The following is a 22,859-nucleotide window of genomic DNA, read 5'->3' as shown; positions in this document are numbered from 1 at the left end:
TCTAAATCTCCCCCTGAAGGGGGAGACTTTTTGTTTTTTTTAAATTATCTATTTCTAAACCCTGTTTTTTTTAAGCCCTCTCCCTTTAGGGGAGGGTTTGGGTGGGGCTCAGTTCCTTAACACTTTACCTCCTGTTATGATCGACTGGATACGTTCCAGCGTTTTGCGCTCGGTGCAGAGGGAAACAAAGGCTTCCCGCTCCAGGCCCAGCAAATATTCTTCGCTCACCAATGAGGGTTGCGACAGATCGCCGCCAGCCAGTACGTAGGCTAATTTTTGCGAAATCTTTACGTCATGCTCGCTGATGTAATTGCCGCTGTACATGGTGTTGGCGCCTACATAACCCAGGCCCAAAGCCTGTTTGCCCAGTACCCTGATGTCAGTACGCTGAACAGGTTGTACATAGCCCTCATTGGCCAGTTGCAGACAATGCTGTTTGGCTTCGGCCAGCAGACGGTTTTGTGATACTACTACCACATCGCGGCCTTTTTTCAGATAGCCATGTTCAAATGCTTCATACGCCGAGGTAGATACTTTAGCCTGACCGATGGTGAGGAAGCGGTCGCGGAAGTTGTTGAGTTCGATATCGCCATCCTGAAGCTCGTCCGACAGGCGCAAGGCGAATTCTTTGGTACCTCCGCCACCGGGGATCAGGCCTACGCCAAATTCTACCAAGCCCATGTATAGTTCGGCATGGGCAACTACCTTGTCGGCATGCAGGCAAAGCTCACAGCCGCCACCCAGGGCCATCTGATGCGGAGCCGCCACCACCGGAATGGATGAATACCGGATGCGCATCATGGCCGTTTGGAAAGCTTTAATCACCATGTTGAGCTCGTCAAATTCCTGCTCTACGGCCATCATAAATATCATACCCACGTTGGCACCAGCGCTAAAGTTGGCGCCTTCGTTCGAGATCACCAGGCCTTTATAGCTTTTCTCGGCCAGGGTAATAGCTTTGTTGATGCCCTCTATCACATCGCCGCCAATGGTGTTCATCTTGGTGTGGAACTCCAGGTTGATGATACCATCGCCGATATCGGTAATGGTAGTGCCCGTATTTTTCCAGATGGTATTGGCTTCACGGATATTGTTCAGCAGTATAAAATTCTCGGTACCCGGAATCACCTTATATGTTTTGGAGGCGATATCATAATACTGACGGTTACCGTCGACTATCTTGTAAAAGCTTTGAGCACCGGAGGCCAGCATATCATAAACCCATTGAGCAGGTTTGTTGCCTGCAGCTTCCATCGCTTTCACGGTATCGGCAACGCCAAGGGCATCCCACTTTTCAAAGGGGCCTATTTCCCAGCCAAAACCGGCGGTAACAGCAGCATCTATTTTATAAAGCTCATCGGCAATTTCTGGAATGCGGTTACTGGCGTAGGCAAAAAGCTGGTAAAAAGTGCTGCGGTAAAAATCACCGGCTTTATCTTTTGCGGCCAACAGGATTTTTAAACGTTCCTTTAAGTTATCTACCGTTTTGGTGATATCCAATACCGGGAATTTTACCTTTTGCGATGGTTTATACTCCAGCGTTTTCAGATCGAGCGCGAAGAACTGATTGGCGCCATCTACCTTTTCTTTTTTATAAAAACCCTGACCGGTTTTGCTGCCCAGCCAGTTGTTTTTCAGCATGCCGTTCACAAATTCGGGAATAACGAACAGATCTTTTGCCTCATCATCGGGCGCGTTTTTGCTGAGGCCGTTGGCCACATGAACCATGGTATCCAAACCCACCACATCATTGGTACGGAAGGTAGCTGATTTAGGGTGACCGATAACCGGGCCAGTCAGCTTGTCGACCTCTTCTACCGTCATGCCGGTTTTTTCGACATAATGCAGAATACTCATGATGGCGAACACACCGATGCGGTTGCCGATAAAGGCAGGAGTATCTTTAGCCAATACGGTGGTTTTACCCAGGAACTTCTCGCCATATTCCATCAGGAAGTCGACCACTTCGGGTAATGTATCTTTTGTAGGGATGATCTCCAATAGTTTTAAATACCGCGGCGGGTTAAAAAAGTGGGTACCGCAAAAATGCTTTTTAAAATCATCGCTGCGGCCTTCGGTCATCAAATGGATAGGGATACCTGAGGTGTTGGAGGTGATGAGCGTGCCCGGCTTGCGGTGTTTTTCGACCGTTTCAAATACCTGTTGTTTGATATCCAAACGTTCCACTACTACCTCTATAACCCAATCGCATTCGGCAATTTTGGCCATATCATCCTCAAAATTACCGGTGCTGATGCGACGGGCAAATGATTTAAGATAGATAGGCGACGGGTTTGATTTTAAAGCAAAATCAAGCGCGTCGTTAACAATTTTATTGCGGACTTTTTTATCGCCTGCGAGGGCATCCTTGGGTACAATATCCAATAGCAGTACCTGCACCCCGATATTGGCGAAATGACAAGCAATACGGCTGCCCATTACACCCGAGCCCAGAACGGCTACTTTTTTTATTATTCGTTTCATAAGATTAGTATCAAGTAGTTGGTATTAGTATCAAGTAGCTAGTATCAAGTATCAAGATTTTACTGGCTGTTAAATATTTGTTTTAGTCGTGATACTTGATACTAGCTACTTGATACGAAAGTTTATTCCGTCCGTTCCCAAACGGTTGTGCGGCCAAACAGCGATACGCCGATGTAGCCGCGGATTGATAATGTTTTGCCTTTGTAAGTGATATTGCAGGAGTAGGTTTTGCCGTTTTTAGGATCATAGATCTTGCCATCGGTATATTTGTCGTCACCATCGGGTACAAAACCTTCCAGGATGTGTAAACCTATGATAGGCCTGGTGCGCAGCTTTTCGTCTTTGTTTTCTTCATCAACTTTAGGTTTACCGTTTTTGAGCGGCTCCTTAAGCCATATTATTTTACCGTTAAACTTACCGTCTGTACCCTTGCTGATCTGTATTTTGGCGCTTTTGATATCGTTATACCAAACCCCCTCAATTTTATCGGTCTGGGCTTTGGCGGCTAAGTTTACAGATACTACTGCAAGCAAGATGAATACAAAACGGGCGAAATGCTTTTTAGGTGATGACATGGCTTTTTTTGATGCTATTGCCGGATAATTAAATATGTCTTTTTTAAAGCCGCCAAATCACCATATATACAACGGCAAATCAGCATCCTTTTTGCAGGAGACAAATACAATTAAGCGACAGGGTTAAAAAAATAATTTAGTATTGGTTCTTTTAAAGAATCAAGATATTAGAATCAGGAATCAAGACAAACAGCAATTTGCTGGCTATTTCCATTTCTTGATTCTTGGCTCTTAATTCTTGCTTCTCATTTACAGTAAACAAATATCCTTTTTGGCGAATCTTAACAAAGGGCCAAATGGCGGAAACATTTGTCAAAATTTCGGAAATTCTATTTGTGCTGCTGTAAATTGGTTTATTTAAAGATAGGGGTTTTCCGCGATTATTTTACGGCACTTTACTTTCCTGACAATCTGCTTACCAGATCAATGTATTGCCGGCGGGCATCATCAGCCGTAATACCTTTTAAATTTAACCAGGCATCATATTTAGCCTTGGCTACAAAATCAAACATCCCCGGAAGATTCTCTGTGTTGATGTCGCCTTCGGTGGCTTGTTTGTATAAACTATATAAGCGCAACAGCGTTTCATTATCGGGTTTGGCGGGTAAAGTTTTACTGTTTGCTACTGCATTTTCAAAAAGCTCTTTTTGATCCATATTTATTTATTTTGATTTTGTGATTTGGGGAGTTCTTCCACATAATCGTCGCTTTTGGGCGCTTTGGTAAATAATTCGCTTAGTTCAGGTGGTAATGGGGTTAGTTTGCGTTTTACGGTATCTATCCAGGCACCTTGTACTATAATCACGGCGGCTTTAACGCCATCGCCACGGTATACTTCCTGCCTGAACGTCCAGCGCGAACTATCGGCCCTTGAACTGATCACTTCACAGGTAACTTTGACATGATCATTAATGGTGATCTCGCGCAGATAGTTCAATTCTTCCTTAAACAACACGGGGCCTATTTTGAGTTCGAAAAGTTTGGTGGGCATCGAGCCCAGGCTCTCCAGCAAATTTAACCTGGCCTGCGCGGCAACATCCGCATACGCCGAATGCCGCATGTGTTGGTTGGCGTCCAACTGCGCCCATATTACTTGTCCTTCATAATAAATATTCATCGTTTTACTTATTTATGTTAGCGACGGCTTTTCAAAAAGGCTGTCATGCTGAGCTCCGTCGAAGCATGGTGGGCAGGCCTCTGCGCTCAACCGTTAGACGGAGCTCAGGGTGACACCTCTTTTTTATTTGTTATGTCTTTTCCTTAGTCATTGCCCTTCAAAAGAGGTGAGGCTTTACTTATGGTTTTGTTTAAAATTCTTCACGGCTTCGGTAAGGCGCGGTAAAATTTCCAGCGCATCGCCCACCACACCGTAGTTGGCCGCTTTAAAAAATGGAGCCTCTGGATCTTTGTTGATCACCACGATAGTTTTTGAACCATTAACCCCCGCCAAATGCTGGATAGCACCCGAAATACCTACGGCTATGTAAAGATTAGGTCTTACCGTACCGCCGGTTTGACCCACATGCTCATGATGCGGACGCCAGTGTGCATCGGCCACAGGACGGGAGCAGGCGGTGCCGGCGCCCAGTTCTTTGGCCAGATCCTCGATCAGTCCCCAATTTTCGGGACCTTTCATGCCACGACCGCCCGATACTACCAGCTGCGCATCAGCCAGTGGAATCTCACCTTTGATCAGATTCACTTCTTTTACCTTCACCCCAAAATCTTTATCGCCAAAGTTCACATCCAGTTTTTCAATAGTGGCTTTGCCTTCGCCTTTGTTTAATTGAAAAGTGTTTGGCATCAGGGTGATCACTTTTACATCACTGGTGATATTCACAAAGGCAAATGCCTTGCCCGAGAATACCGCTTTTTTGATCACAAAGCCTTTATCCAGATCGGGATAGGAGAGCGCGCCTGCTACCAAACCCGCCTTTAATTTGGCCGATAAACGTGGTGCAACCGCACGCCCATTAATATCATGTAAAGCGATGATGATTTTACTGCCTTCTTTTTGAGCCGCAGCTATTAAAGCGCTGGTATAGGCCCGGGCGTGCAATTCATCCAAACGGGCATCGGCAACATGGAGCACTTTTTGAGCGCCGTATTGGCCCAGGTTTTCCATTTCGCTATCGGCAAGAGTGCCTAATACAACAGCGCTCACTGTTGTGCCCGTTTTTTGGGCGATGCCGGCAGCATACTGCACGGCTTCCAGACTTTTCTTTTTTATATTTCCTTCGGTATGTTCTACCAATACAATTACAGACATTTTTTATAGATTTTAAGCCTCACCCTGCCCTCTCCAAAGGAGAGGGTTCTCTTGTGAGATTACTTTAGATTTTGAAAAATCACTAATTCACTAAATCAATAATTCACTAATTAAATTATATCACCTTCGCTTCCGCGTGAAGCAATTCTACCAACTCATCCATATTATCAGCACTAACCATTTTTATACCGGCTTTTGCTGGTGGCAATTCGTAGGATAAAATTTCGGTTACCGAACCAACGGTTCCTGGTGTAACCACTTTTAGCGGACGGGTACGGGCGGCCATAATACCACGCATGTTGGGTATCCGGGCCTCGGCAACGCCTTTCTGGCAGGCAATCACCACGGGCAGGCTGCAGGTGTCGGTTTCTTCGCCACCTTCTATTTCGCGTTTTACGGTAGCGGTATTGCCTTCTATCTGGATGTCACTGGCAAAGCCGATATAATCGGTATCCAGCAGTTCGGCCAGCATGGCGCCTACAGCTCCGTTGTTATAATCTATGGATTCTTTACCGCATAATATCAGATCGTAGCCTACGGTTTTGGCATATTCGGCTATATAATTAGCGGTTTCGTAAGGATCGTGACTGTCGGCATCTATGCGGATGGCTTCGTCGCCACCTAGCGCCAGCGCTTTGCGGATCACCGGCTCAGTATCTGCCTTGCCCACAGTTACCAAGTGTATATCGCTGGCTATTCCTGCTTCTTTCAGTTCCAGGGCACGCACCAGGGCGTACCATTCGTCGTATGGGTTTATTACAAAAGTAACACCCTGGTTATTGATTGCTGTATTATTATCTTTTAGTACAATTTTGGTGCTGGTATCCGGCACCTGACTTATACACACTAATATCTTCATGTTTTATCTTAGGTTATGCGGGTTTGGAATCAAGAGATAGGGGTTAAGAGTCAAGAGATAAGAGCCAAGAACCTGGATAAAAACATACCATATCTTACTGTGGCTGTCTTGATTCTTGTCTCTTGATTCTTATTTCTTATATTCCTGTCTCTCTTAAAAAGCCCCTCGGTTCTCCCCACCGGCCTGGTAGGGGAGAATCTCGGTCCTCTTGTCGGGAAGCGTCGAGTGCATAGCACTCCCTTTCCTCTGGAGAGGTCGGGGTTGTCGTTAATAGCAATATTTATTTTCTTCGATCAGTTTGGCCGCAATGTTTCTGCGGGCCTGGGTGGTGTTGATATCTTCGGTTTTGGTGAAGCGTTTCAGGCCCATCAGCATCATGCGGCGTTCGTCGCCATCGGCAAATGAATTGATAGCTTCGCGACCAGCCTTGGCTATATTGCCGGCTGCATCGTTGATGTAAACCCGCATGATATCCAATTGCTCTTTAACGGCGTCTTCACCTTTCATGCTTACCAATTTTTCAACCCGTAGCTGTAATGATTCGCTTACATAAAGTTCTATCAGCATATCGGCCAGGTACATCAGTACTTCCTGCTCTTTACCCAGCTGGGTCATCAGTTTTTGTACTGCCGAGCCGGCCACCATTAAAATGGCTTTTTTGAAATTGGCTATATATTTTTTCTCGTGAGTGAACAAACCTTCATCATCTGAGCCTCCAAAATCAGGCACGCTCATCAGTTCGCCTGCTACTTTTTGGGCAGGACCCATCAGATCGAGCTCACCTTTCATCGCGCGTTTCAGCATCATATCTACGGTAAGCATCCGGTTAATTTCGTTGGTACCTTCAAAAATGCGGTTGATGCGTGAGTCGCGATATGCACGGTCCATCGGCGCTTCGGCGCTATAACCCATACCGCCATAAATTTGTACACCTTCGTCAACCACATAATCCAGTGTTTCTGATGCATGTACTTTAATAATAGCCGCCTCGATGGCAAATTGTTCGGTTCCTTTTAGTTTAGCCTGGATGGCGTCCATACCCGATGCTTCGTACATTTCGGTAGCCTCTTCCATGTTTTGGCTGGCACGATATATAGCCGATTCGGACGCGTAGGTGCGGATAGCCTGCTGTGCAATCTTATAACGGATAGCGCCATATTTAGAGATCGGTCTGCCAAACTGCTCACGCTCATTGGCGTAGCGGATGGCTGCTGTAATGACTTCTTTACTGGCTCCTACAGTGGCACCACCTAATTTGATACGACCGAGGTTGAGGATGTTAACCGCTATTTTGAAACCGTTCTGTCTTTCGGACAGCAGATTTTCAACGGGTACTTTACAATCGTTAAAGAATACCTGGCGGGTTGAACTGCCTTTGATACCCATTTTGTGTTCTTCGGTATTGAGAGATAGGCCTTCGAAACCTTTTTCTACGATAAAAGCACTCAGGTTTTCATCGTTATCAATCTTGGCAAATACAGTGAAAACATCGGCAAAACCGGCATTGGTGATCCACATTTTTTGACCGGTGAGCAGGTAGTGTTTGCCATCGGCCGAAAGTTTTGCCCGGGCCTTGCCCGAGTTGGCATCAGAGCCAGCGCCTGGTTCGGTAAGGCAATAGGCACCTTTCCACTCACCGCTGGCTAGTTTAGGGATGTATTTTTCTTTCTGGGCATCAGTGCCGTAATATAAAATAGGCAGCGTGCCAATACCCGTATGGGCCGAAAATGCCACGGAAAATGAGTTACCTGCACCCAGCTTTTCGGTAACCAGCATGGAGGTTTTAAAATCTTTACCAAAGCCGCCGTATTCTTCGGGGATGGAGATGCTCAACAGCCCAAGTGCTCCGGCCTCTTCCATCAGATGGGGCATCAGGCCCTCTTCCTGATCGTCAATACGAGCTAAATTGGGAGCTACATTCTGCGCCAAAAAATTGGTACAGGTTTCCGCAATCATCAGTTGTTCTTCGTTCCATTCTTCCGGAATGAAAACACTATCAGCCTGTGTTTCCCTGATCAGGAACTCACCTCCTTTTAAGGCTTTTATTGATTCAGTTTCACTCATAGTTATGAAGTTTTATACTTAGTATCAAGTAGCTAGTATCAAGTATCACGACTCTTAATAAGCATCCTATAAACAAATGCAGGTATCTTGATACTTGATACTAGCTACTTGATACTAAGCAGATACTTGTTTTTGTTGGTTTTATAATCAAAAGTAAAATTAGAAGCGTTGCCCACCGAAAAAAAGGGCAGCAATGCGGAGGTATTGGTCAAAAAGTCGGAAAGAGGGAATGGTGGAATGAATAGGGAGGCCCTGGATAGGCATTAAAAGTGGGTTTACATGGTTTACATAATTTGTAATTGATTTTTATTTATATATTTGATAATCAATATTTTATATATTTTTTATCGTCAAATTATGGATTTTCATGTAAACCATGATTTGATCTTTCACAAATTATTACTTTTCAATTCTTTGGCTTTATTCAAATCTGCTTCGGCCAATTGCTTTTCTCCTGTTTGCTCATAAATCTTTCCCCGGTATTCATAAGCTTTGGGATCATTAGGACTCAATTCAATGGCTTTTGTATAATCTTTGAGCGCGAGTTCATTTTTTCCGATAAGGGCATAGCCTCTTCCGCGAACGTAATAGTTTTCCCCGTTCATCGGATCAAGCTCAATAGCTTTGTCCAGATCTTTTTTTGCTAAGTCATATTTTCCATCACGGGTATAAACCTTTCCGCGACTGCCATAATAATCAGCAGTTTTAGGGTTCAGTTCAATGGCCTTGGTGTAATCAGCAATCGCTAGTTTAAAGTCGTTTTTCAGAAAGTGTACTGCTCCGCGGTTGTTATAACTTCCATCATCTTTGGGGCTTAGCTCGATGGCTTTGGTGTAATCTGCTATGGCCTTATCATAATCATTATCCATGGCCATATAAGAACTTGCCCTAAGCTTATAAGCTTCAGAATCATTAGGATTCAATTCAATAGCCCTGGTTGCATCTGCAATCGCTTTAGCCGGATCTTTAATTAAAAGATAAGCATAGCCACGCCCACGAAAAGCCGGTTCACTTTTTGGGTCCAGCTCAATTATTTTGTTGAAGTCGTTAATAGCCAGTTTAAAATCGCCTTTGTACATGTAGGCTTCTTGTCTGTTGGTATAATTTTCTAACAGCTGCGGGTTAAGTTCAATGGCTTTTGTATAATCGCTGATAGCCAAATCTACCTCATTGTGCTTGCGGTGAAGATAACCGCGAACGCTATACACTAAAGCAAATTTTGGATTGAGCTGCAGTGCATTGTTTAATGCCTGGAGCGCGTCTTGATCATCTCCTTTTAAGAGATAAGCATGACCCAAACCATAATAGGCTGAATCTGTGGGACTAAGTTTTATGGCATCCTGAAAATGATTGATGGCCTCATCAAAATTTCCCTTAGTAAAATCCTCTTTTCCCTTTTTGTAACTTTCTGCCTGTTGGTTTTTCGCCGACTGACCATAAGCAGATGATGCTACAACAACCAGGCAGGTGATTGTTGTCAGGAGTTTTATGAATGATTTCCTGTTTTTCATTTTGTGATATGGAGATTATTGTAGTTGTTTCTTTGTACTATAACTGAGATAACACAAAACTGTTGAATTTGTTAATTGAGGTTACTAAAAACGAAATTTTACCTTACGCCCGTCTGCGATCAACAGGTGTTTAGAAGACTAAAAAAGAGCTAAGGGTAGTGTGATTCCCCTCTCAAGAGGGGAATCTCGATAAACCAACATGCTTGACGGAAAAAGTAGAATTCTGATTCAGATGGCCTTTAATGCCCGGTAACCACTCTGTAATCAGAAGGCGACATGCCGGTATGTTTTTTAAAGTATTTACCAAAGGATGATTGATCAGGAAAATGAATGTTTTCGGCCACGCGGGCTATGCTGATATCATGGTTACGGAGCAACACTTTGGCCTCGAGTACCACGGCATCGTCTATCCATTCGCCGGCAGTACGACCGGTTACTTCCTTAATGGTTTCGGTAAGGTGTTTGGGCGATACATACAATGAGTCGGCATAATATTGCACGTTGCGATGCTCTTTGTAATGATGAAAAACCAGTTCCTGAAACAGCACGTTTAATTCCTGCTTACGGGTTTGCTTGCCTTTGATCATCACATGCTGCTTTTCGTAAATAGATTCAACCTCGTACAGCATTGTGGTAAGCATACTGCGGGATATTTCCATGCGGTAGGGATGATGTTCCCGTTCCAGCTTTTGCTGCATCAGCAGGTAAATATCAAGCAACATTTTAGCATCCTCATGATCGGGGTAGATCACGGGGAGCGAGGCACTTTTAAAATAACTGAACGACTCCAGGAAGTGACTGTTCACATTGTTTTCGGTTAAAAAAGCTTTGGAGAAAACGATGAAGCGACATAAAAAATCTTCGCTGCTGTTATAGATCCTTAAAATATGAAAAGGGGTAGCCAACAGCATAGCATCAGGTTTGGCTTCATAAACCTGCAAATTGGCTTCTACCAGCGCATGTCCGCGGGTACAAATGCCTATGATATAACCGTCGGAGCGGTATGGATATTCGCTTAAACTGAGTAGTTGTTTTTCGTCGGCAATAAAAAATTCAGGGCTTACGCGTTTGTCTGCATAAAGGTCGGCAAATTTGGAAAGGCTAAGCTGAGCGATCTTCTTGCTCACGTATCTGGCATTCTTATTCATGTATGGAAAGATATGATTTTATTGTCTAATAATTGATGAAAACTGTTAATTAAACGGTAATAATATTTAATAGTATTGGTATTAATTATACTATGAATTAAGCTTTCTCCGACTTTTTGACCAATACCTCCGCATTATAGCCCTTTTTTTCCTTTCAAAGCAGCTTAATTTTATTTTTTAAATAAATACCGCCTTGTTCTCTCAAAGCAAGCGGCATATTATAAACCAATTATATTTTACTCATGAGAAAACTTATACTATTGCTATTTGCAATAATGCCTGCTATTGCATTTGGCCAGGGTTTCCAGGTTAATCTTCACGGACAGAAACAAATCGGTATGGGCCATACCGGGACCGGCTTGCTGCAGGATGGTGCCTCCGTATTATTTAACCCGGGCGCTGTTGCTATGCTGCCACAAAATTATGTACAGGCCGGCATGAGTCCGCTGTTGTTTAAGTCGGACTTTAACCCCAGCGGTACCACAGATCAGTTTCGTACCAAAAACAAAATAGCCACACCATTTACAGCTTATGGTGTTTGGGGGCCAAAAGATGCCCGATGGAAGATTGGTTTAGGTGTTTATACTCCATACGGTGGTTTAACCGACTGGGGGCAAGATTGGGCAGGAAAGTATTCGCTCGAAAGCCTGAATCTGAAAGCTATTTATTTTCAGCCAACGGTGAGCTATAGAGTAACAGATTTCCTGAGTTTGGGTGCAGGGTTTGTTTATAATCATGGTACAGTTGATCTGACCAGGGCCATTCCGGTGTCTAATTCATCAGGTCAGGACGGGCAGGCCCAATTGAAGGGCAATGGCCATGGATTTGGCTGGAACGCAGGTGCCTTCTTAAAAACAAATATAGGTTTAACCATTGGGCTTGATTACCGTTCGCAGGTAAATACTACTGTGAAAAATGGCGATGCTATTTTCAATGTACCGTCTTCATTACAAAGCAGCTTCCCACAACCTAATACATTTACCACTACGCTTCCCTTACCTTCCACATCTTCTATTGGGTTAGGATACAAGCCATCAAACAAATGGACATTGGCTGTAGATGTGAACTTTACCAAGTGGGATGTGTACAAAACGCTTGGTTTTGATTATGCCAAAAACACACCAACATTACAGGATACCTACTCGCCCCGCAATTATAAAAACGGATGGAGCTACCGGGCAGGTGCCGAATATAAAGCCACTGATAAAATATTTGTACGCGGTGGCGGTGGTTACGTAACTACCGCTGTTAGGGACGGCTATGTTACCCCGGAGGCGCCTGATGCCAATCGCTATTATTTAACAGCTGGTCTGGGTTATAAATTAACCAAAAATCTTGATCTGGATGCTTCATTTGAGTACGAACATCTTGATGCGCGCACGCAAACAAATATCGAGTCGCAGTTATCGGGAACGTTTAAAACCAATGTTTACATCCCCGGTTTATCGCTTGCTTATCACTGGTAATATTTAAATTCTAATCAAATGAAAACTTACAGATCATATTTACATATATTTTTAGTTACTGGTTTACTGGGCTTTGGCGCCTGTAAAACCAATATCAATACCCCCACGCCTACGCGCGGAACGGCCGATTTTTCAAGATACATTTCGGTGGGTAACTCCCTTACCGCAGGCTATGCCGATGGCGGTTTGTACCTGGAAGGCCAGCAAAACTCCTATCCAAGTATTATCGCAGCACAAATGCAAAAAGTGGGTGGCGGTGCGTTTACCCAACCATTGTTCAGTGCCGATCAGGCCAATGGATCGGGTTATTTAAGGTTAGCCGGTTTTAATGCAGATGGTACACCAAAAACAGAGCAGGTGACCTCAAATCTGGCGATACGAGGCCAAATTACGATACCTGGTTTTGGTAACGTGATCCTTTACACTAAATATACTGGTGATATTAACAACTATGGTGTACCGGGCATTAAGTTACAGCAAATTACATATGCGCCTTATGGTAACCTGAATGGTTATTTTGAGCGCTTGCTGCCTGGTAATTCGCCAACCAACACCACTACTTATCTTGATTTTGTAACGGCTAAGCCTTACACTTTTTTCACAGACTGGCTGGGTAATAACGATGCCTTACTATATGCCACAAGTGGTGGCGCCGGTGATGTGTTAACCGATAAAGCCGTGTTTTCGCAGTTGTATAATGTATCCATTGCTAAATTAACCCAAAACGGGCAAAAAGGCGCTGTTGCTACCATTCCTGATGTTACTGCCGTGCCTTATTTTAATACGGTAACCGTTGGCGCTATTTTAGCCGGTGTACAAAAAGTCAATCCGGCAGCGAAGGCTTTGGTTATTAATGCGCTTAATGCAGATGGTACCCATTCGCCAAGAGTAGCTACAGCAGCCGACTTGATCGTTCTTACTTTTCCAACCAGTATGATCGGGCAACCGGTGAATACACCCGCCGGACCTCTTCCATACGGTTTAACCCCATATACTCCGATTGATGATAAATACGTACTTGACCAGGGAGAAGTAGCGATGACACAGGATTATGTAAACTCCTACAATGCAACCATTAAATCAGTGGCTTCATCAAAGGGTTTGGCTGTATTTGATGCTTATGCTTTCTTAAATAATGTAAAAGCTAACGGATTAGTTGTTAATGGAGTAAACCTGAGCTCAGCTTATATCAGCGGTGGTATATTTTCATTAGATGGAATACATTTAACACCCCGTGGATATGCCGTTGTGGCAAATGAGTTTATTAAAGCTATCAATAAACAATATAACGCTTCTATACCGCTGGCTAATGTTTCCAGCTACAGAGGAGTTAAATTCCCATAAAAATATTCAAATAACTATTACTGATCTTACCCCAGCCGTTCTCTGAAAAGAGAACGGCTTTTTTTGTTGATGGCATGTCTGATTACCCGGACATCATTACGAATTGTTGCAAACGCGTCATGGCGAGGTACGAAGCAATCCCCGATTTGCAGATCGTATATGATTGTTCTGAGGAGATTGCTTCGTACCTCGCAATGACGCGTGGAGATAAACCTTTCAAATCCCCTCTTTCCGGCGAAGCCGAAGAGAGGGTGGTCCAGCGAAGCGTAGACCGGGTGAGCCCACTCTGAGACATGGTTTTAGCCTGATAAGCCGGGCAGCTACCTTTTGATGGGGTATTCCTTTCTTAAGTCATTTTGATTTACTGCTCCTTAACTAATAAGTAAACTGTGAGCCAGGCGTATCAGGAAAAATATTTTTCATTAATATTTATAATATACTTATCGTAATGATACCCTACAAAAGCACTACAATACTTGTTATTGAAGCGTATTGTGCTGTTTTTAAGCTATTTATAATAAAATATTACATTAGATTTACTTCTATAAAACATACCCTGAATTGCTTATTACTATAACTATTGATATCAATAATTGATATCATAAGCACGCAAAATACCTGCTAAAAGGGTGCCTTTTTATTGAAATAGCGTACTAACCAATCATAAATACATTATTAACCACTTAACTCTTAACTTATGAAATTAAATTTTAACTCTTTTCTGCTTCTCGGAGTATTTTCGGTATTATTTGCCTTATCATCGTGTAAAAAAGATAACCGCGCCGATTTTGCGCCTGTCAACAACAATGACGCCGCGTCAAAAGGTAAACAGAGCACCAACGCGGTAACTGCTGCCACATTTAAAGTAGTAGCCTATCTGCCCAGTTGGGAAGGCGATGTAAATGCCGTTCAGTACACTAAATTAACGCATATTATTTATGCTTTTATTTCTCCCACAACCAGCGGTGGCTTAACCTCCATTGATAATCCCGGCAAATTGGCCAGTATGACCACGCTGGCACACAATAACGGTATAAAGGCGCTTATTGCTGTTGGTGGCGGTGGCGGCGGTGATGCTTTTCATACCATAGTAGCAAGCGCAAGCTTACGCACCGCATTTGTGAATACGATGGTTAACTATGTAAATCAGAATAATCTGGATGGTGTGGATATCGACTGGGAATTCCCTTCGGCTGGTACCGAAGCCAACAATTTTGCTTTGATGATGCAGCAATTAGCTAATGCGATGCACGGTATTGGTAAATTGACATCGGCGGCTGTTATTTCAACCGGGGCTACTTATGTAACGAGCACCACGATGACTTCTGTCGACTGGCTAAATATTATGGATTATGATGATAATAACTTTCAGCATTCTACCTATCAATCGGCAGTTGACTGTTTGAACTACTGGAGCGGTCGCGGTCTGGCATTGGAAAAAACTGTTTTAGGTGTGCCTTTCTACGCACGCGACAACAGGGGCGATTATATCACCAAAAACTATAATGATGTATTGGCTCTTGGCGGCAGCCCCAATTCAGATACCTTTCAAAATTACGGCTATAATGGTATCCCAACCATTACCAACAAAACCAATCTGTGTTTTACCCAGGGTGTGGGTGGTATGATGATATGGGAACTGGCCGGCGATGCTACAGGAGCAAACTCCTTGCTTTCAACCATTCATAATGTCATTGTAGCACACGGGGGTACTACTCCTCCAACAGGGAGCAACCCACCCATTGGCAGCGTAATATCGCTCAAAGGCTTTAATAACGCGTTTGTAAGCGGCGAAAATGGTACACAAGCCATGACATGTACCCGCACCACAGCCGGCGACTGGGAGCATTTCACCGTGATTGATGCCGGCGGAGGCAAAATATCCTTACGCAGTATGGGCAAATATGTATCGTCAGAGAACGGTACTCAGGCCATTACCTGTAACCGTACCACAGCCAGCGATTGGGAAAAATTCGACTGGATAGCAACTTCCGATGGTAAAGTAACCCTGCGCGGCAATAATGGTTTATTCATCAGCAGCGAAAACGGTACCCAGGCCATGACCTGTAACCGTGCTACTGCCTCTGGCTGGGAAGCTTTTACCGTAGGTAATTAAATCAAACTACTCCTGATTCATACCGGCGACTCACCGCCGGTATGAATTAACTATATCTAACTAACCACTAATCTATTCATTTATGAAAACAAAGTTTAACTCGTTCCTGCTACTTTGTGTGGCTGCGGTGCTTCTGGCACTTTCTTCTTGTCGAAAAGACAACAATTTTTCACCTACTGCTCCAACCCCTTCACCGGATGTACCCAACAGGCAATTAGGTACCTCGGCTATTCCCGCAGGCTTTAAGGTTGTAGGTTACTTGCCCAGCTGGGCGGGCGCTGTTAATCAGGTTCAGTACTCCAAGCTTACCCACATCAATTACGCGTTTGTAATACCTAATGGTTCAGGCGGATTGGGCGCCATTGACAATGTTTCCAAACTGCAAAGCCTGGTAAGCACCGCCCATGCCAATGGTGTTAAAGTATCAATCTCGATAGGCGGGTGGAATAACGGCGACGACAGTGGTTTTGAATCTCTTGCCGCCAATTCAGGTACCCGTACCACTTTTGTTAACAATGTACTGAACATGGTGAACCAGTATAATCTGGATGGCGCAGATATTGACTGGGAGTATCCCAACGACGGAGCTTCGGCCAATAATTATTCGGCTCTGATGCAGCAGTTAAGTACTGCTCTGCATAACCAGGGTAAGCTGTTAACAGCAGCTGTAATTTCCAGCGATGGCTCATCCATCAATGCCAATGTTTTTGGTTATGTCGATTTCCTGAACCTGATGGCCTATGACGGCGACGGACCTAATCACTCGCCATATTCACTGGCTCAAACCTCGTTAAACTATTGGATTGGCCGTGGCCTGCCAAAAGCAAAAGCCATATTGGGCGTACCTTTTTATGGCAGGGAGCCCTATACTTCGTATGCCGATATTCTGGCAGGCGGTGGCAGCCCAAATTCAGATACCTGGAATGGCATAGGCTATAATGGTATCCCAACCATTAAAAGTAAAACATCATTGGCGCTTAGTCAAGGTGGTGGTATCATGATATGGGAACTATCACAGGATGCTACCGGGGCAAATTCATTGCTTTCGGCTATTTACGATCAGCTTTCGGGTGGTACCACACCTCCAACCGGCTCAAATCCGCCGATTGGTTCGGTGATATCATTAAAAGGGTTTAACAATGCTTATGTGAGCGGCGAAAACGGTGCCCAGGCCATGACCTGTACCCGTACCACTGCCGGCGATTGGGAACATTTTACCGTAATTGATGCCGGCGGAGGCAAAATCTCCTTGCGCAGCATGGGCAAATATGTATCCTCAGAAAACGGAACCCAGGCTATCACCTGTAACCGTACTACGGCAAGCGATTGGGAAAAATTCGACTGGGTAGCTACCAGTGATGGCAAAGTAACCTTGCGGGGTAACAACGGTAAATTTATCAGCAGTGAAAACGGTACCCAGGCCATGACCTGTACCCGTGCTACAGCCTCGGGATGGGAAGCCTTTACAGTAGGCAACTAAACAATCCCATATATTAATTATCAATGGAATGCCTGGTTTCGGAGCCAGGCATTTTTTATAGGATCAAAATTTATCTTTCATGCCCAATAAACCCCAGATTCCCCCGCTATGAATGGCCAGGATCTTGCTGCCGGGTTTAAAATGCCCTTTGCCAATCAGATCATAAAGGGTGTACATCATTTTACCGGTATACACCGGCTCGATCACGATGCCGGTAGCCGATACAAATTTTTTAATAAAATTAATCAGCTGGTCGTCGGCCTTACCATAACCACCAAAATGGTAATCTGTATGGAGATCATAGTCGGTAGGAGTGGTCAGAAAGCGATTGATCTCCTCCCGAATAAAATCACCATTTTTAAATACAGGAACCGCGTGAAACCGGGTTTTAAACTGATGATTGTTTAACCCATTGATAATGCCGGCTGCTGTAGTACCCGTACCACAAGCGCAAAAAATATGATCATAAGTTTCGGTAAGTTCATTAACCAGCTCGGCACAACCCAGGGCGGCTTCTGGTGAAGCGCCGCCTTCGTCAATAAAAAAAGCGTCGTTATCGTCGCTGAAGTACTGAGCAAATAGGGCAGGTTTATCGCGATAGCTATCCCTGTCGGTAAATATTAATTGCATGCCGTGCAGTTTGCATAAAAACAGGGTATCGTTATTTACTTGTTCGCCGCGTACAATGCCGGTGGCTTTAAAGCCAAAACGCGCTGCTGCCGCTGCCGTGGCCAATAAATGATTGGAATAAGCGCCGCCAAAGGTTACCAGGTGATTTTTGCCCTGGCTTTGCGTGGTTTTAAGCAGGTATTTTAGTTTGCGCCATTTATTGCCCGATATCATGGGATGTATCAGGTCGTCGCGTTTCAGAAAAACTTTTACGCCATGTTCCTCAAACAGCGGGTTGCTGATGGGCTGAACCGGACTAAAAATTTCAAGATCGATATTCATTGTTTAGTATCAAGTAGCTTTTTTTAGTATCAAGTAGTTAGTATCAAGTATCAAGACATTTTCTTTGCCGTTTCAAGTGTCTGAGCAGTTCAAGGGTCTACACTTGAACTTTATTTTTAGGTGAGCGTCGACGCTCACCTGTTTGGTATTTAAGCGTGGACGCTTAAATATGCGATACTTAAAAGTCGTGATACTTGATACTAACTACTTGATACTAATTAATCATCAAATATCAGGATTTTCTGTTAAGGTATATCAAAGCCGCTAAAAGTCTTGATACTTGATACTCGCTACTTGATACTACTATTAAAATAAAAAACGATTACTTTTGCCCTCAAATGGCAGACGATACCGAGTTTATAGAGCAGGAAGAACAGGACTTATATGAGCATTTACGCGTTGTGGTTGACAAAGGGCAATCCCTGTTGCGTATTGATAAATTTTTGATGCACCGGGTTGAGAATGCTTCGCGTAACCGCATCCAGAACGCTATTGAGCTGGAAAATGTGCTGGTGAATGATAAGCCTGTAAAGTCGAGCTACCGGGTAAAACCGCTGGATGTGATATCGGTAGTGTTGCCGCATCCGCCGCGTGATACCGAAGTTTATCCCGAAAATATCCCCATCAATATTGTTTATGAGGACGATGATGTGCTGGTGGTTGATAAAGCCGCGGGCATGGTAGTGCACCCGGGCTATAATAACTATACCGGTACGCTGGTTAACGCGTTGGTTTACCATTTTCAGCAATTGCCTACCTTACCGGGTAATGATGGACGACCAGGTTTGGTTCACCGTATTGACAAGGATACTTCGGGACTGCTGCTGATCAGCAAAAACGAACGCTCCATGAACTGGCTGGCCAAACAGTTTTTTGATCATACCATTACCCGCAAATATGTGGCTCTGGCCTGGGGCGATCTGCCCGAAGACGGCACCGTAACCGGCTATATCGGTCGTAGTGTGAACGATCGCCGGGTAATGTCGATATATGATGATCCTGAAAAAGGGAAATGGTCTGTGACACACTATAAAGTTTTGGAACGCATGGGTTATGTTACGCTGATTGAGTGTCAGTTGGAAACCGGGCGCACTCACCAGATCAGGGCGCATATGAAACATATCGGTCACCCGTTGTTCAGCGATGCCACTTATGGCGGAGATAAGATATTGAAGGGAACCGTGTTCAGCAAATACAAACAGTTTGTTGAAAATTGTTTTGAGCGGATGCCCAGGCAGGCTCTGCACGCACAAACACTTGGCTTTTTACACCCGACGCTAAAAAAGCAGATCGCTTTTGAATCGCCTCTGCCAACCGATTTTGAAAGCGTGCTGCAAAAATGGCGTAAATATACCGCTGCTGCTAATCAAACAAATACGGGCTCCGAAGAGTTGTAGATAACTTAGTTTGTAAGTTAAGCATGGTTTTTGTTAACATGCCATGCTATGATTTTACACGAGCATCACATATGAATTACGCTGTAAGTATTTCCGCATCTAAAAAATCCGCACATTTGCACATCTGATATCTGCACATCTACATGACACCCGTTTTAATCAATTTTAATGGAGATATAATTCCGGCAAACAGCCAGCTGCTTACTATAGCTAACCGGGCTTTTAAGTATGGCGATGGCTTATTTGAAAGTATGCGCTTAATGAAGGGGCAGCTCAAATTTGCCGACCAGCATGCCGACCGTCTGCAGCGGGGTATGAAAGCGTTGAAAATAGACGGTTACTCGCAAATGGATGCCTGGTTTTTAAAGGATATTGCAGAAGAACTAGCCAAACGCAATAAAGTGAAACACGGTCGGCTACGCCTTACCGTTTATCGTGATGCCGAAGGTTTATATACCCCGTCGCAAAATAAAATGGGCTATTGCCTGGAACTTACCGCATCCGAAGAACCGCGTTACTTTTTGAACGAGAAGGGACTGATCATGGATGTGTTCAGCGAGCTGCCCAAGCCGTCAAATTATCTGTCGAACATCAAAACCTGCAATTCACTTATTTATGTGATGGCGGGTATCTACAAAACCCAGAACAAGCTGGATGATGTGTTTTTGCTCAACCAGAACGGCTTTTTATGCGAAGCCAGCAGTTCCAATATATTTATCTATTACCAAAACCATTTATACACCCCGGCATTGAGCGAAGGTTGTGTGGAAGGGGTGATGCGCCAGGTGGTGATCAAACTGGCACGGGAAAATAATATCGATATTACCGAGGCACAGATAAACCCCGATATTTTATACGAGGCCGATGAGGTGTTTTTAACCAATGCCACCCGTGGTATCCAATCAGTCATGGGTTTTGGCGTACGACGCTATTTTAACCGTATCAGTAAGGTATTAATGGATGAGCTGAATAAGCTGTAGGGGTAAAAGTCTTTATTAGTTTGTCATGCTGAACGCAGTGAAGCATCTGTTTTACAACTGGTATGTTGAAGAAGATCCTCCGTTCCTCAGGATGACAAACCTTTATAACTTACAACTCAGAAGACACCGGCGCTTTAATGGCAGTCAAAATACCATCCCAAAGAGCTATGCGGATTTGCAGGGCTTCTTTTACGGCTTCTGTTGCTTCCTGCCATTTGGTATCGTCATCGCCGCAAAGTTCGGCGGTCATTTGGTAGGCTAACTGGGAGTGGTGATCACCATCAACCTCAATATGGCGTTCCAGGTAGTATAATAAAATATCAACCTTGCCCGGCAATTGCTGGCTTAGTTCTTTTACAATGCTCACAAACATATCAGGGATCAGATCCTCGCGGCCAAAGGTAAACACTGCGGCCTGCACATGATTTTTAGGTGTATCTATCACTTCAAAGGTGTGCTGTACAAAGTTGCGCGCAGCTACCGGGATATCGGCAATGATCAGGGCCTCGTCAATATGTTTGCCAAAGTTTAGCTCATTGAATAGGTTGTTGATAGCAACGGCCTGGCTGCCTGCCTGCTGCATGGCGCGCAGATATAGCTCAAAATGACTGGTGCGGTTACCTGCTTCATCCACATCGCTCTCTTCGCCGGTAACTATTTCGTTGATGAGGTAACGTGTGTTGGAGTTACCTGTAGGCATCCATGGGGTAACTGTGCAGGTTAGTTTTTGCTGCAACGATTTTAACAACGACATAAAATCCCACACTGCAAATACGTGATGATCCATAAAAACGGTAAGTTCCTCCAGGGAGTTGATGTTTTTATAAAGCTCATGTTGTATCAGTTGCTCACGTAAAGGCTGTATCTCGGATTTTAGCAGGGTGATTCTGTCGCTGTAATTGGCCATGGATAATAAATTTTGTGGCCGCAAAAATAGCAAACATGGTGATTATTAACGAACTGTTTATTTTATTTTGACTTTGGGTTGATGGGGGATTTAGTTGATCGGGTATTTAATAAAACGGTTTGTCATACTGAGCATAGCGAAGTATCTATTTTACAACATGAATAGTTTACAAATAGATCCTTCGTTCCTCAGGATGACAAATTAATTAGAGTTTTGTTGCATAACGCGCGGAGCGATTACCTCACAACCTCATCCCCCTCAAAAAATCTTCAATACCCATGCGTTTTTTGCCTTCGAGCTGAATATCGGTAACGCTAATAAACCCATCTTTAGCCGCAAATTTCAGGTAGGTTTTGTTGTCGGTAAGGAAACCGCCGGGTTGTATGGCGGGCTCGTCTGTTTGCAATTCTGAACCGTATATCTTTAATACTTTACCATTAAGATCAGTGTAAGTGGTTGGGATAGGACTAAGCCCTCGTATTTTGTTGTAGATGCTTTGGGCAGGCTGTGTCCAGTCGATTAGGCAATCTTCTTTGAAAATTTTTGGGGCGTGTTTCAATTCTTCGCCGGTGAGCAGGGCTGTTTGCGGGTGTTCGTGGTAACGACCACTTTCAACCGCTTTTACGGTTTTAACCAATAGGCCGGCACCCTTGTTCATGAGCCAGTCGTGCAAGATGCCAGCTGTTTCATGACCTGTTAAAGTTACTTTTTCGGTAAATAACACGTCGCCGGTATCAATTTCATGTTTCAGGAAAAAGGTAGTAGCACCGCTTTCTTTTTCACCATTGATAAGCACCCAATTAATAGGAGCCGCGCCGCGGTATTGTGGTAAAAGCGAAGCGTGCAAATTGATGGTACCCTTTGGCGGCATAGCCCAAACTACTTCGGGCAGCATCCGGAAAGCAACTACCACCTGTAAGTCGGCGTTGAGTGCTTTTAGTTCGGCCAAAAACTCCGGGTTTTTTAGCTTTTCGGGTTGCAGTACTTTTAGCCCGTTAGCAACCGCGTATTGTTTTACTGCCGATTCGCTTACCTTTTGCCCACGACCTGCCGGTTTATCAGGAACCGTAACCACACCTACAATGTCGCTGCCTGCTTTAATCAGCGCATCTAATGACGCAACCGCAAACTCGGGGGTACCCATAAATACAATTCTCATGCTTTTATTTTTAGTATCAAGTAGTTAGTATCAAGTATCAAGATTGCTATCAAGTAGTTAGTATTATTGGGGGTATCAAGTAGCTAGTATCAAGTATCAAGGCTTTTAAAAGAATCTTTCATAAATAAAATCTTGATACTAGCTACTTG

At 44.1% G+C, this 22,859-nt stretch carries 18 protein-coding genes; 6 read left to right on the top strand and 12 right to left on the bottom strand.

What is annotated here, in order from left to right; all coding sequences use genetic code 11:
* Positions 1 to 108 precede the first annotated feature (108 nt).
* From G7092_RS12645 to G7092_RS12605, 9 genes are all read right to left on the bottom strand, one after another.
* Positions 109 to 2,484, bottom strand: coding sequence for a 3-hydroxyacyl-CoA dehydrogenase/enoyl-CoA hydratase family protein (locus tag G7092_RS12645; RefSeq protein WP_166089810.1), 2,376 nt, complete (start codon positions 2,482 to 2,484; stop codon positions 109 to 111).
* A 122-nt stretch (positions 2,485 to 2,606) separates the two neighbouring features.
* Positions 2,607 to 3,059 carry a DUF2147 domain-containing protein gene (locus G7092_RS12640; RefSeq protein WP_166089808.1) on the bottom strand — a complete coding sequence of 151 codons (453 nt, stop codon included), beginning with the start codon at positions 3,057 to 3,059 and terminating at the stop codon, positions 2,607 to 2,609.
* Between the two features lie 395 nt (positions 3,060 to 3,454).
* A complete protein-coding gene (locus tag G7092_RS12635) occupies positions 3,455 to 3,715 on the bottom strand; it encodes an acyl-CoA-binding protein (protein WP_166089806.1) in 261 nt (86 codons plus the stop codon).
* Between the two features lie 2 nt (positions 3,716 to 3,717).
* Positions 3,718 to 4,176, bottom strand: coding sequence for an acyl-CoA thioesterase (locus tag G7092_RS12630; protein WP_202985264.1), 459 nt, complete (start codon positions 4,174 to 4,176; stop codon positions 3,718 to 3,720).
* Between the two features lie 174 nt (positions 4,177 to 4,350).
* Positions 4,351 to 5,328, bottom strand: a complete 978-nt coding sequence (locus G7092_RS12625; RefSeq protein ID WP_166089804.1) for an electron transfer flavoprotein subunit alpha/FixB family protein — start codon at positions 5,326 to 5,328, stop codon at positions 4,351 to 4,353.
* Positions 5,329 to 5,443: 115 nt separating this feature from the next.
* Positions 5,444 to 6,187: an electron transfer flavoprotein subunit beta/FixA family protein gene (locus G7092_RS12620; protein WP_166089802.1), complete on the bottom strand. Its 744-nt coding sequence runs from the start codon at positions 6,185 to 6,187 to the stop codon at positions 5,444 to 5,446.
* Between the two features lie 267 nt (positions 6,188 to 6,454).
* Positions 6,455 to 8,251, bottom strand: a complete 1,797-nt coding sequence (locus G7092_RS12615; RefSeq protein ID WP_166089800.1) for an acyl-CoA dehydrogenase FadE — start codon at positions 8,249 to 8,251, stop codon at positions 6,455 to 6,457.
* A 389-nt stretch (positions 8,252 to 8,640) separates the two neighbouring features.
* The gene (locus tag G7092_RS12610; RefSeq protein WP_166089798.1) at positions 8,641 to 9,762 is read right to left on the bottom strand and encodes a tetratricopeptide repeat protein; all 1,122 of its coding nucleotides are present in this window, start codon (positions 9,760 to 9,762) and stop codon (positions 8,641 to 8,643) included.
* A gap of 239 nt (positions 9,763 to 10,001) precedes the next feature.
* Positions 10,002 to 10,910 carry a helix-turn-helix domain-containing protein gene (locus G7092_RS12605; RefSeq protein WP_166089796.1) on the bottom strand — a complete coding sequence of 303 codons (909 nt, stop codon included), beginning with the start codon at positions 10,908 to 10,910 and terminating at the stop codon, positions 10,002 to 10,004.
* Between the two features lie 242 nt (positions 10,911 to 11,152).
* On the opposite strand from G7092_RS12605, the gene G7092_RS12600 reads away from it, so the two are divergent.
* The 4 genes from G7092_RS12600 (at position 11,153) to G7092_RS12585 (ending at position 17,316) form a co-directional block, all read left to right on the top strand.
* A complete protein-coding gene (locus G7092_RS12600) occupies positions 11,153 to 12,376 on the top strand; it encodes an OmpP1/FadL family transporter (RefSeq protein ID WP_166089794.1) in 1,224 nt (407 codons plus the stop codon).
* 18 nt (positions 12,377 to 12,394) lie between these two features.
* Positions 12,395 to 13,720, top strand: a complete 1,326-nt coding sequence (locus G7092_RS12595) for an SGNH/GDSL hydrolase family protein (protein ID WP_166089792.1) — start codon at positions 12,395 to 12,397, stop codon at positions 13,718 to 13,720.
* Between the two features lie 697 nt (positions 13,721 to 14,417).
* Positions 14,418 to 15,836 carry a glycosyl hydrolase family 18 protein gene (locus G7092_RS12590; protein ID WP_166089789.1) on the top strand — a complete coding sequence of 473 codons (1,419 nt, stop codon included), beginning with the start codon at positions 14,418 to 14,420 and terminating at the stop codon, positions 15,834 to 15,836.
* Positions 15,837 to 15,918: 82 nt separating this feature from the next.
* On the top strand, positions 15,919 to 17,316 hold the full coding sequence (locus G7092_RS12585; protein WP_166089787.1) for a glycosyl hydrolase family 18 protein: 1,398 nt from the start codon (positions 15,919 to 15,921) through the stop codon (positions 17,314 to 17,316).
* Positions 17,317 to 17,379: 63 nt separating this feature from the next.
* Here G7092_RS12585 and G7092_RS12580 read toward each other — a convergent pair whose 3' ends face one another.
* Positions 17,380 to 18,267, bottom strand: a complete 888-nt coding sequence (locus G7092_RS12580; protein WP_166089784.1) for a 1-aminocyclopropane-1-carboxylate deaminase/D-cysteine desulfhydrase — start codon at positions 18,265 to 18,267, stop codon at positions 17,380 to 17,382.
* 338 nt (positions 18,268 to 18,605) lie between these two features.
* Here G7092_RS12580 and G7092_RS12575 point away from each other — a divergent pair, with 338 nt between their 5' ends.
* Both G7092_RS12575 and G7092_RS12570 read left to right on the top strand, forming a co-directional pair.
* Positions 18,606 to 19,664 carry an RluA family pseudouridine synthase gene (locus G7092_RS12575; protein ID WP_166089782.1) on the top strand — a complete coding sequence of 353 codons (1,059 nt, stop codon included), beginning with the start codon at positions 18,606 to 18,608 and terminating at the stop codon, positions 19,662 to 19,664.
* Positions 19,665 to 19,807: 143 nt separating this feature from the next.
* Positions 19,808 to 20,644 (top strand): aminotransferase class IV, encoded by an 837-nt coding sequence (locus tag G7092_RS12570; RefSeq protein WP_166089779.1) that lies wholly within the window; start codon positions 19,808 to 19,810, stop codon positions 20,642 to 20,644.
* Between the two features lie 109 nt (positions 20,645 to 20,753).
* Here the strand turns inward: G7092_RS12570 and G7092_RS12565 are convergent, their stop codons facing one another.
* Entirely contained in the window at positions 20,754 to 21,551 is a 798-nt protein-coding gene (locus tag G7092_RS12565) for a DUF3050 domain-containing protein (RefSeq protein ID WP_166089777.1), read from the bottom strand.
* Positions 21,552 to 21,792: 241 nt separating this feature from the next.
* Positions 21,793 to 22,710 (bottom strand): methionyl-tRNA formyltransferase, encoded by a 918-nt coding sequence (fmt, locus tag G7092_RS12560; RefSeq protein ID WP_166089774.1) that lies wholly within the window; start codon positions 22,708 to 22,710, stop codon positions 21,793 to 21,795.
* Positions 22,711 to 22,859: the final 149 nt, after the last annotated feature.

The organism is Mucilaginibacter inviolabilis, assembly GCF_011089895.1.
GTDB classification, from domain to species: Bacteria; Bacteroidota; Bacteroidia; order Sphingobacteriales; family Sphingobacteriaceae; genus Mucilaginibacter; species Mucilaginibacter inviolabilis.
This window is presented reverse-complemented; position numbering and strand designations above follow the sequence as displayed.

Bases quoted from the DNA above. Each gene is read 5' to 3' on its own strand.
- G7092_RS12575 (WP_166089782.1), top strand. From the start codon at position 18,606: ATGGCAGACGATACCGAGTTTATAGAGCAGGAAGAACAGGACTTATAT.
- G7092_RS12610 (WP_166089798.1), bottom strand. From the start codon at position 9,762: ATGAAAAACAGGAAATCATTCATAAAACTCCTGACAACAATCACCTGC.
- G7092_RS12635 (WP_166089806.1), bottom strand. From the start codon at position 3,715: ATGGATCAAAAAGAGCTTTTTGAAAATGCAGTAGCAAACAGTAAAACT.
- G7092_RS12620 (WP_166089802.1), bottom strand. From the start codon at position 6,187: ATGAAGATATTAGTGTGTATAAGTCAGGTGCCGGATACCAGCACCAAA.
- G7092_RS12605 (WP_166089796.1), bottom strand. From the start codon at position 10,910: ATGAATAAGAATGCCAGATACGTGAGCAAGAAGATCGCTCAGCTTAGC.
- G7092_RS12595 (WP_166089792.1), top strand. From the start codon at position 12,395: ATGAAAACTTACAGATCATATTTACATATATTTTTAGTTACTGGTTTA.
- G7092_RS12625 (WP_166089804.1), bottom strand. From the start codon at position 5,328: ATGTCTGTAATTGTATTGGTAGAACATACCGAAGGAAATATAAAAAAG.
- G7092_RS12570 (WP_166089779.1), top strand. From the start codon at position 19,808: ATGACACCCGTTTTAATCAATTTTAATGGAGATATAATTCCGGCAAAC.
- G7092_RS12590 (WP_166089789.1), top strand. From the start codon at position 14,418: ATGAAATTAAATTTTAACTCTTTTCTGCTTCTCGGAGTATTTTCGGTA.
- G7092_RS12580 (WP_166089784.1), bottom strand. From the start codon at position 18,267: ATGAATATCGATCTTGAAATTTTTAGTCCGGTTCAGCCCATCAGCAAC.
- G7092_RS12630 (WP_202985264.1), bottom strand. From the start codon at position 4,176: ATGAATATTTATTATGAAGGACAAGTAATATGGGCGCAGTTGGACGCC.
- G7092_RS12615 (WP_166089800.1), bottom strand. From the start codon at position 8,251: ATGAGTGAAACTGAATCAATAAAAGCCTTAAAAGGAGGTGAGTTCCTG.
- G7092_RS12585 (WP_166089787.1), top strand. From the start codon at position 15,919: ATGAAAACAAAGTTTAACTCGTTCCTGCTACTTTGTGTGGCTGCGGTG.
- fmt (WP_166089774.1), bottom strand. From the start codon at position 22,710: ATGAGAATTGTATTTATGGGTACCCCCGAGTTTGCGGTTGCGTCATTA.
- G7092_RS12645 (WP_166089810.1), bottom strand. From the start codon at position 2,484: ATGAAACGAATAATAAAAAAAGTAGCCGTTCTGGGCTCGGGTGTAATG.
- G7092_RS12640 (WP_166089808.1), bottom strand. From the start codon at position 3,059: ATGTCATCACCTAAAAAGCATTTCGCCCGTTTTGTATTCATCTTGCTT.
- G7092_RS12600 (WP_166089794.1), top strand. From the start codon at position 11,153: ATGAGAAAACTTATACTATTGCTATTTGCAATAATGCCTGCTATTGCA.
- G7092_RS12565 (WP_166089777.1), bottom strand. From the start codon at position 21,551: ATGGCCAATTACAGCGACAGAATCACCCTGCTAAAATCCGAGATACAG.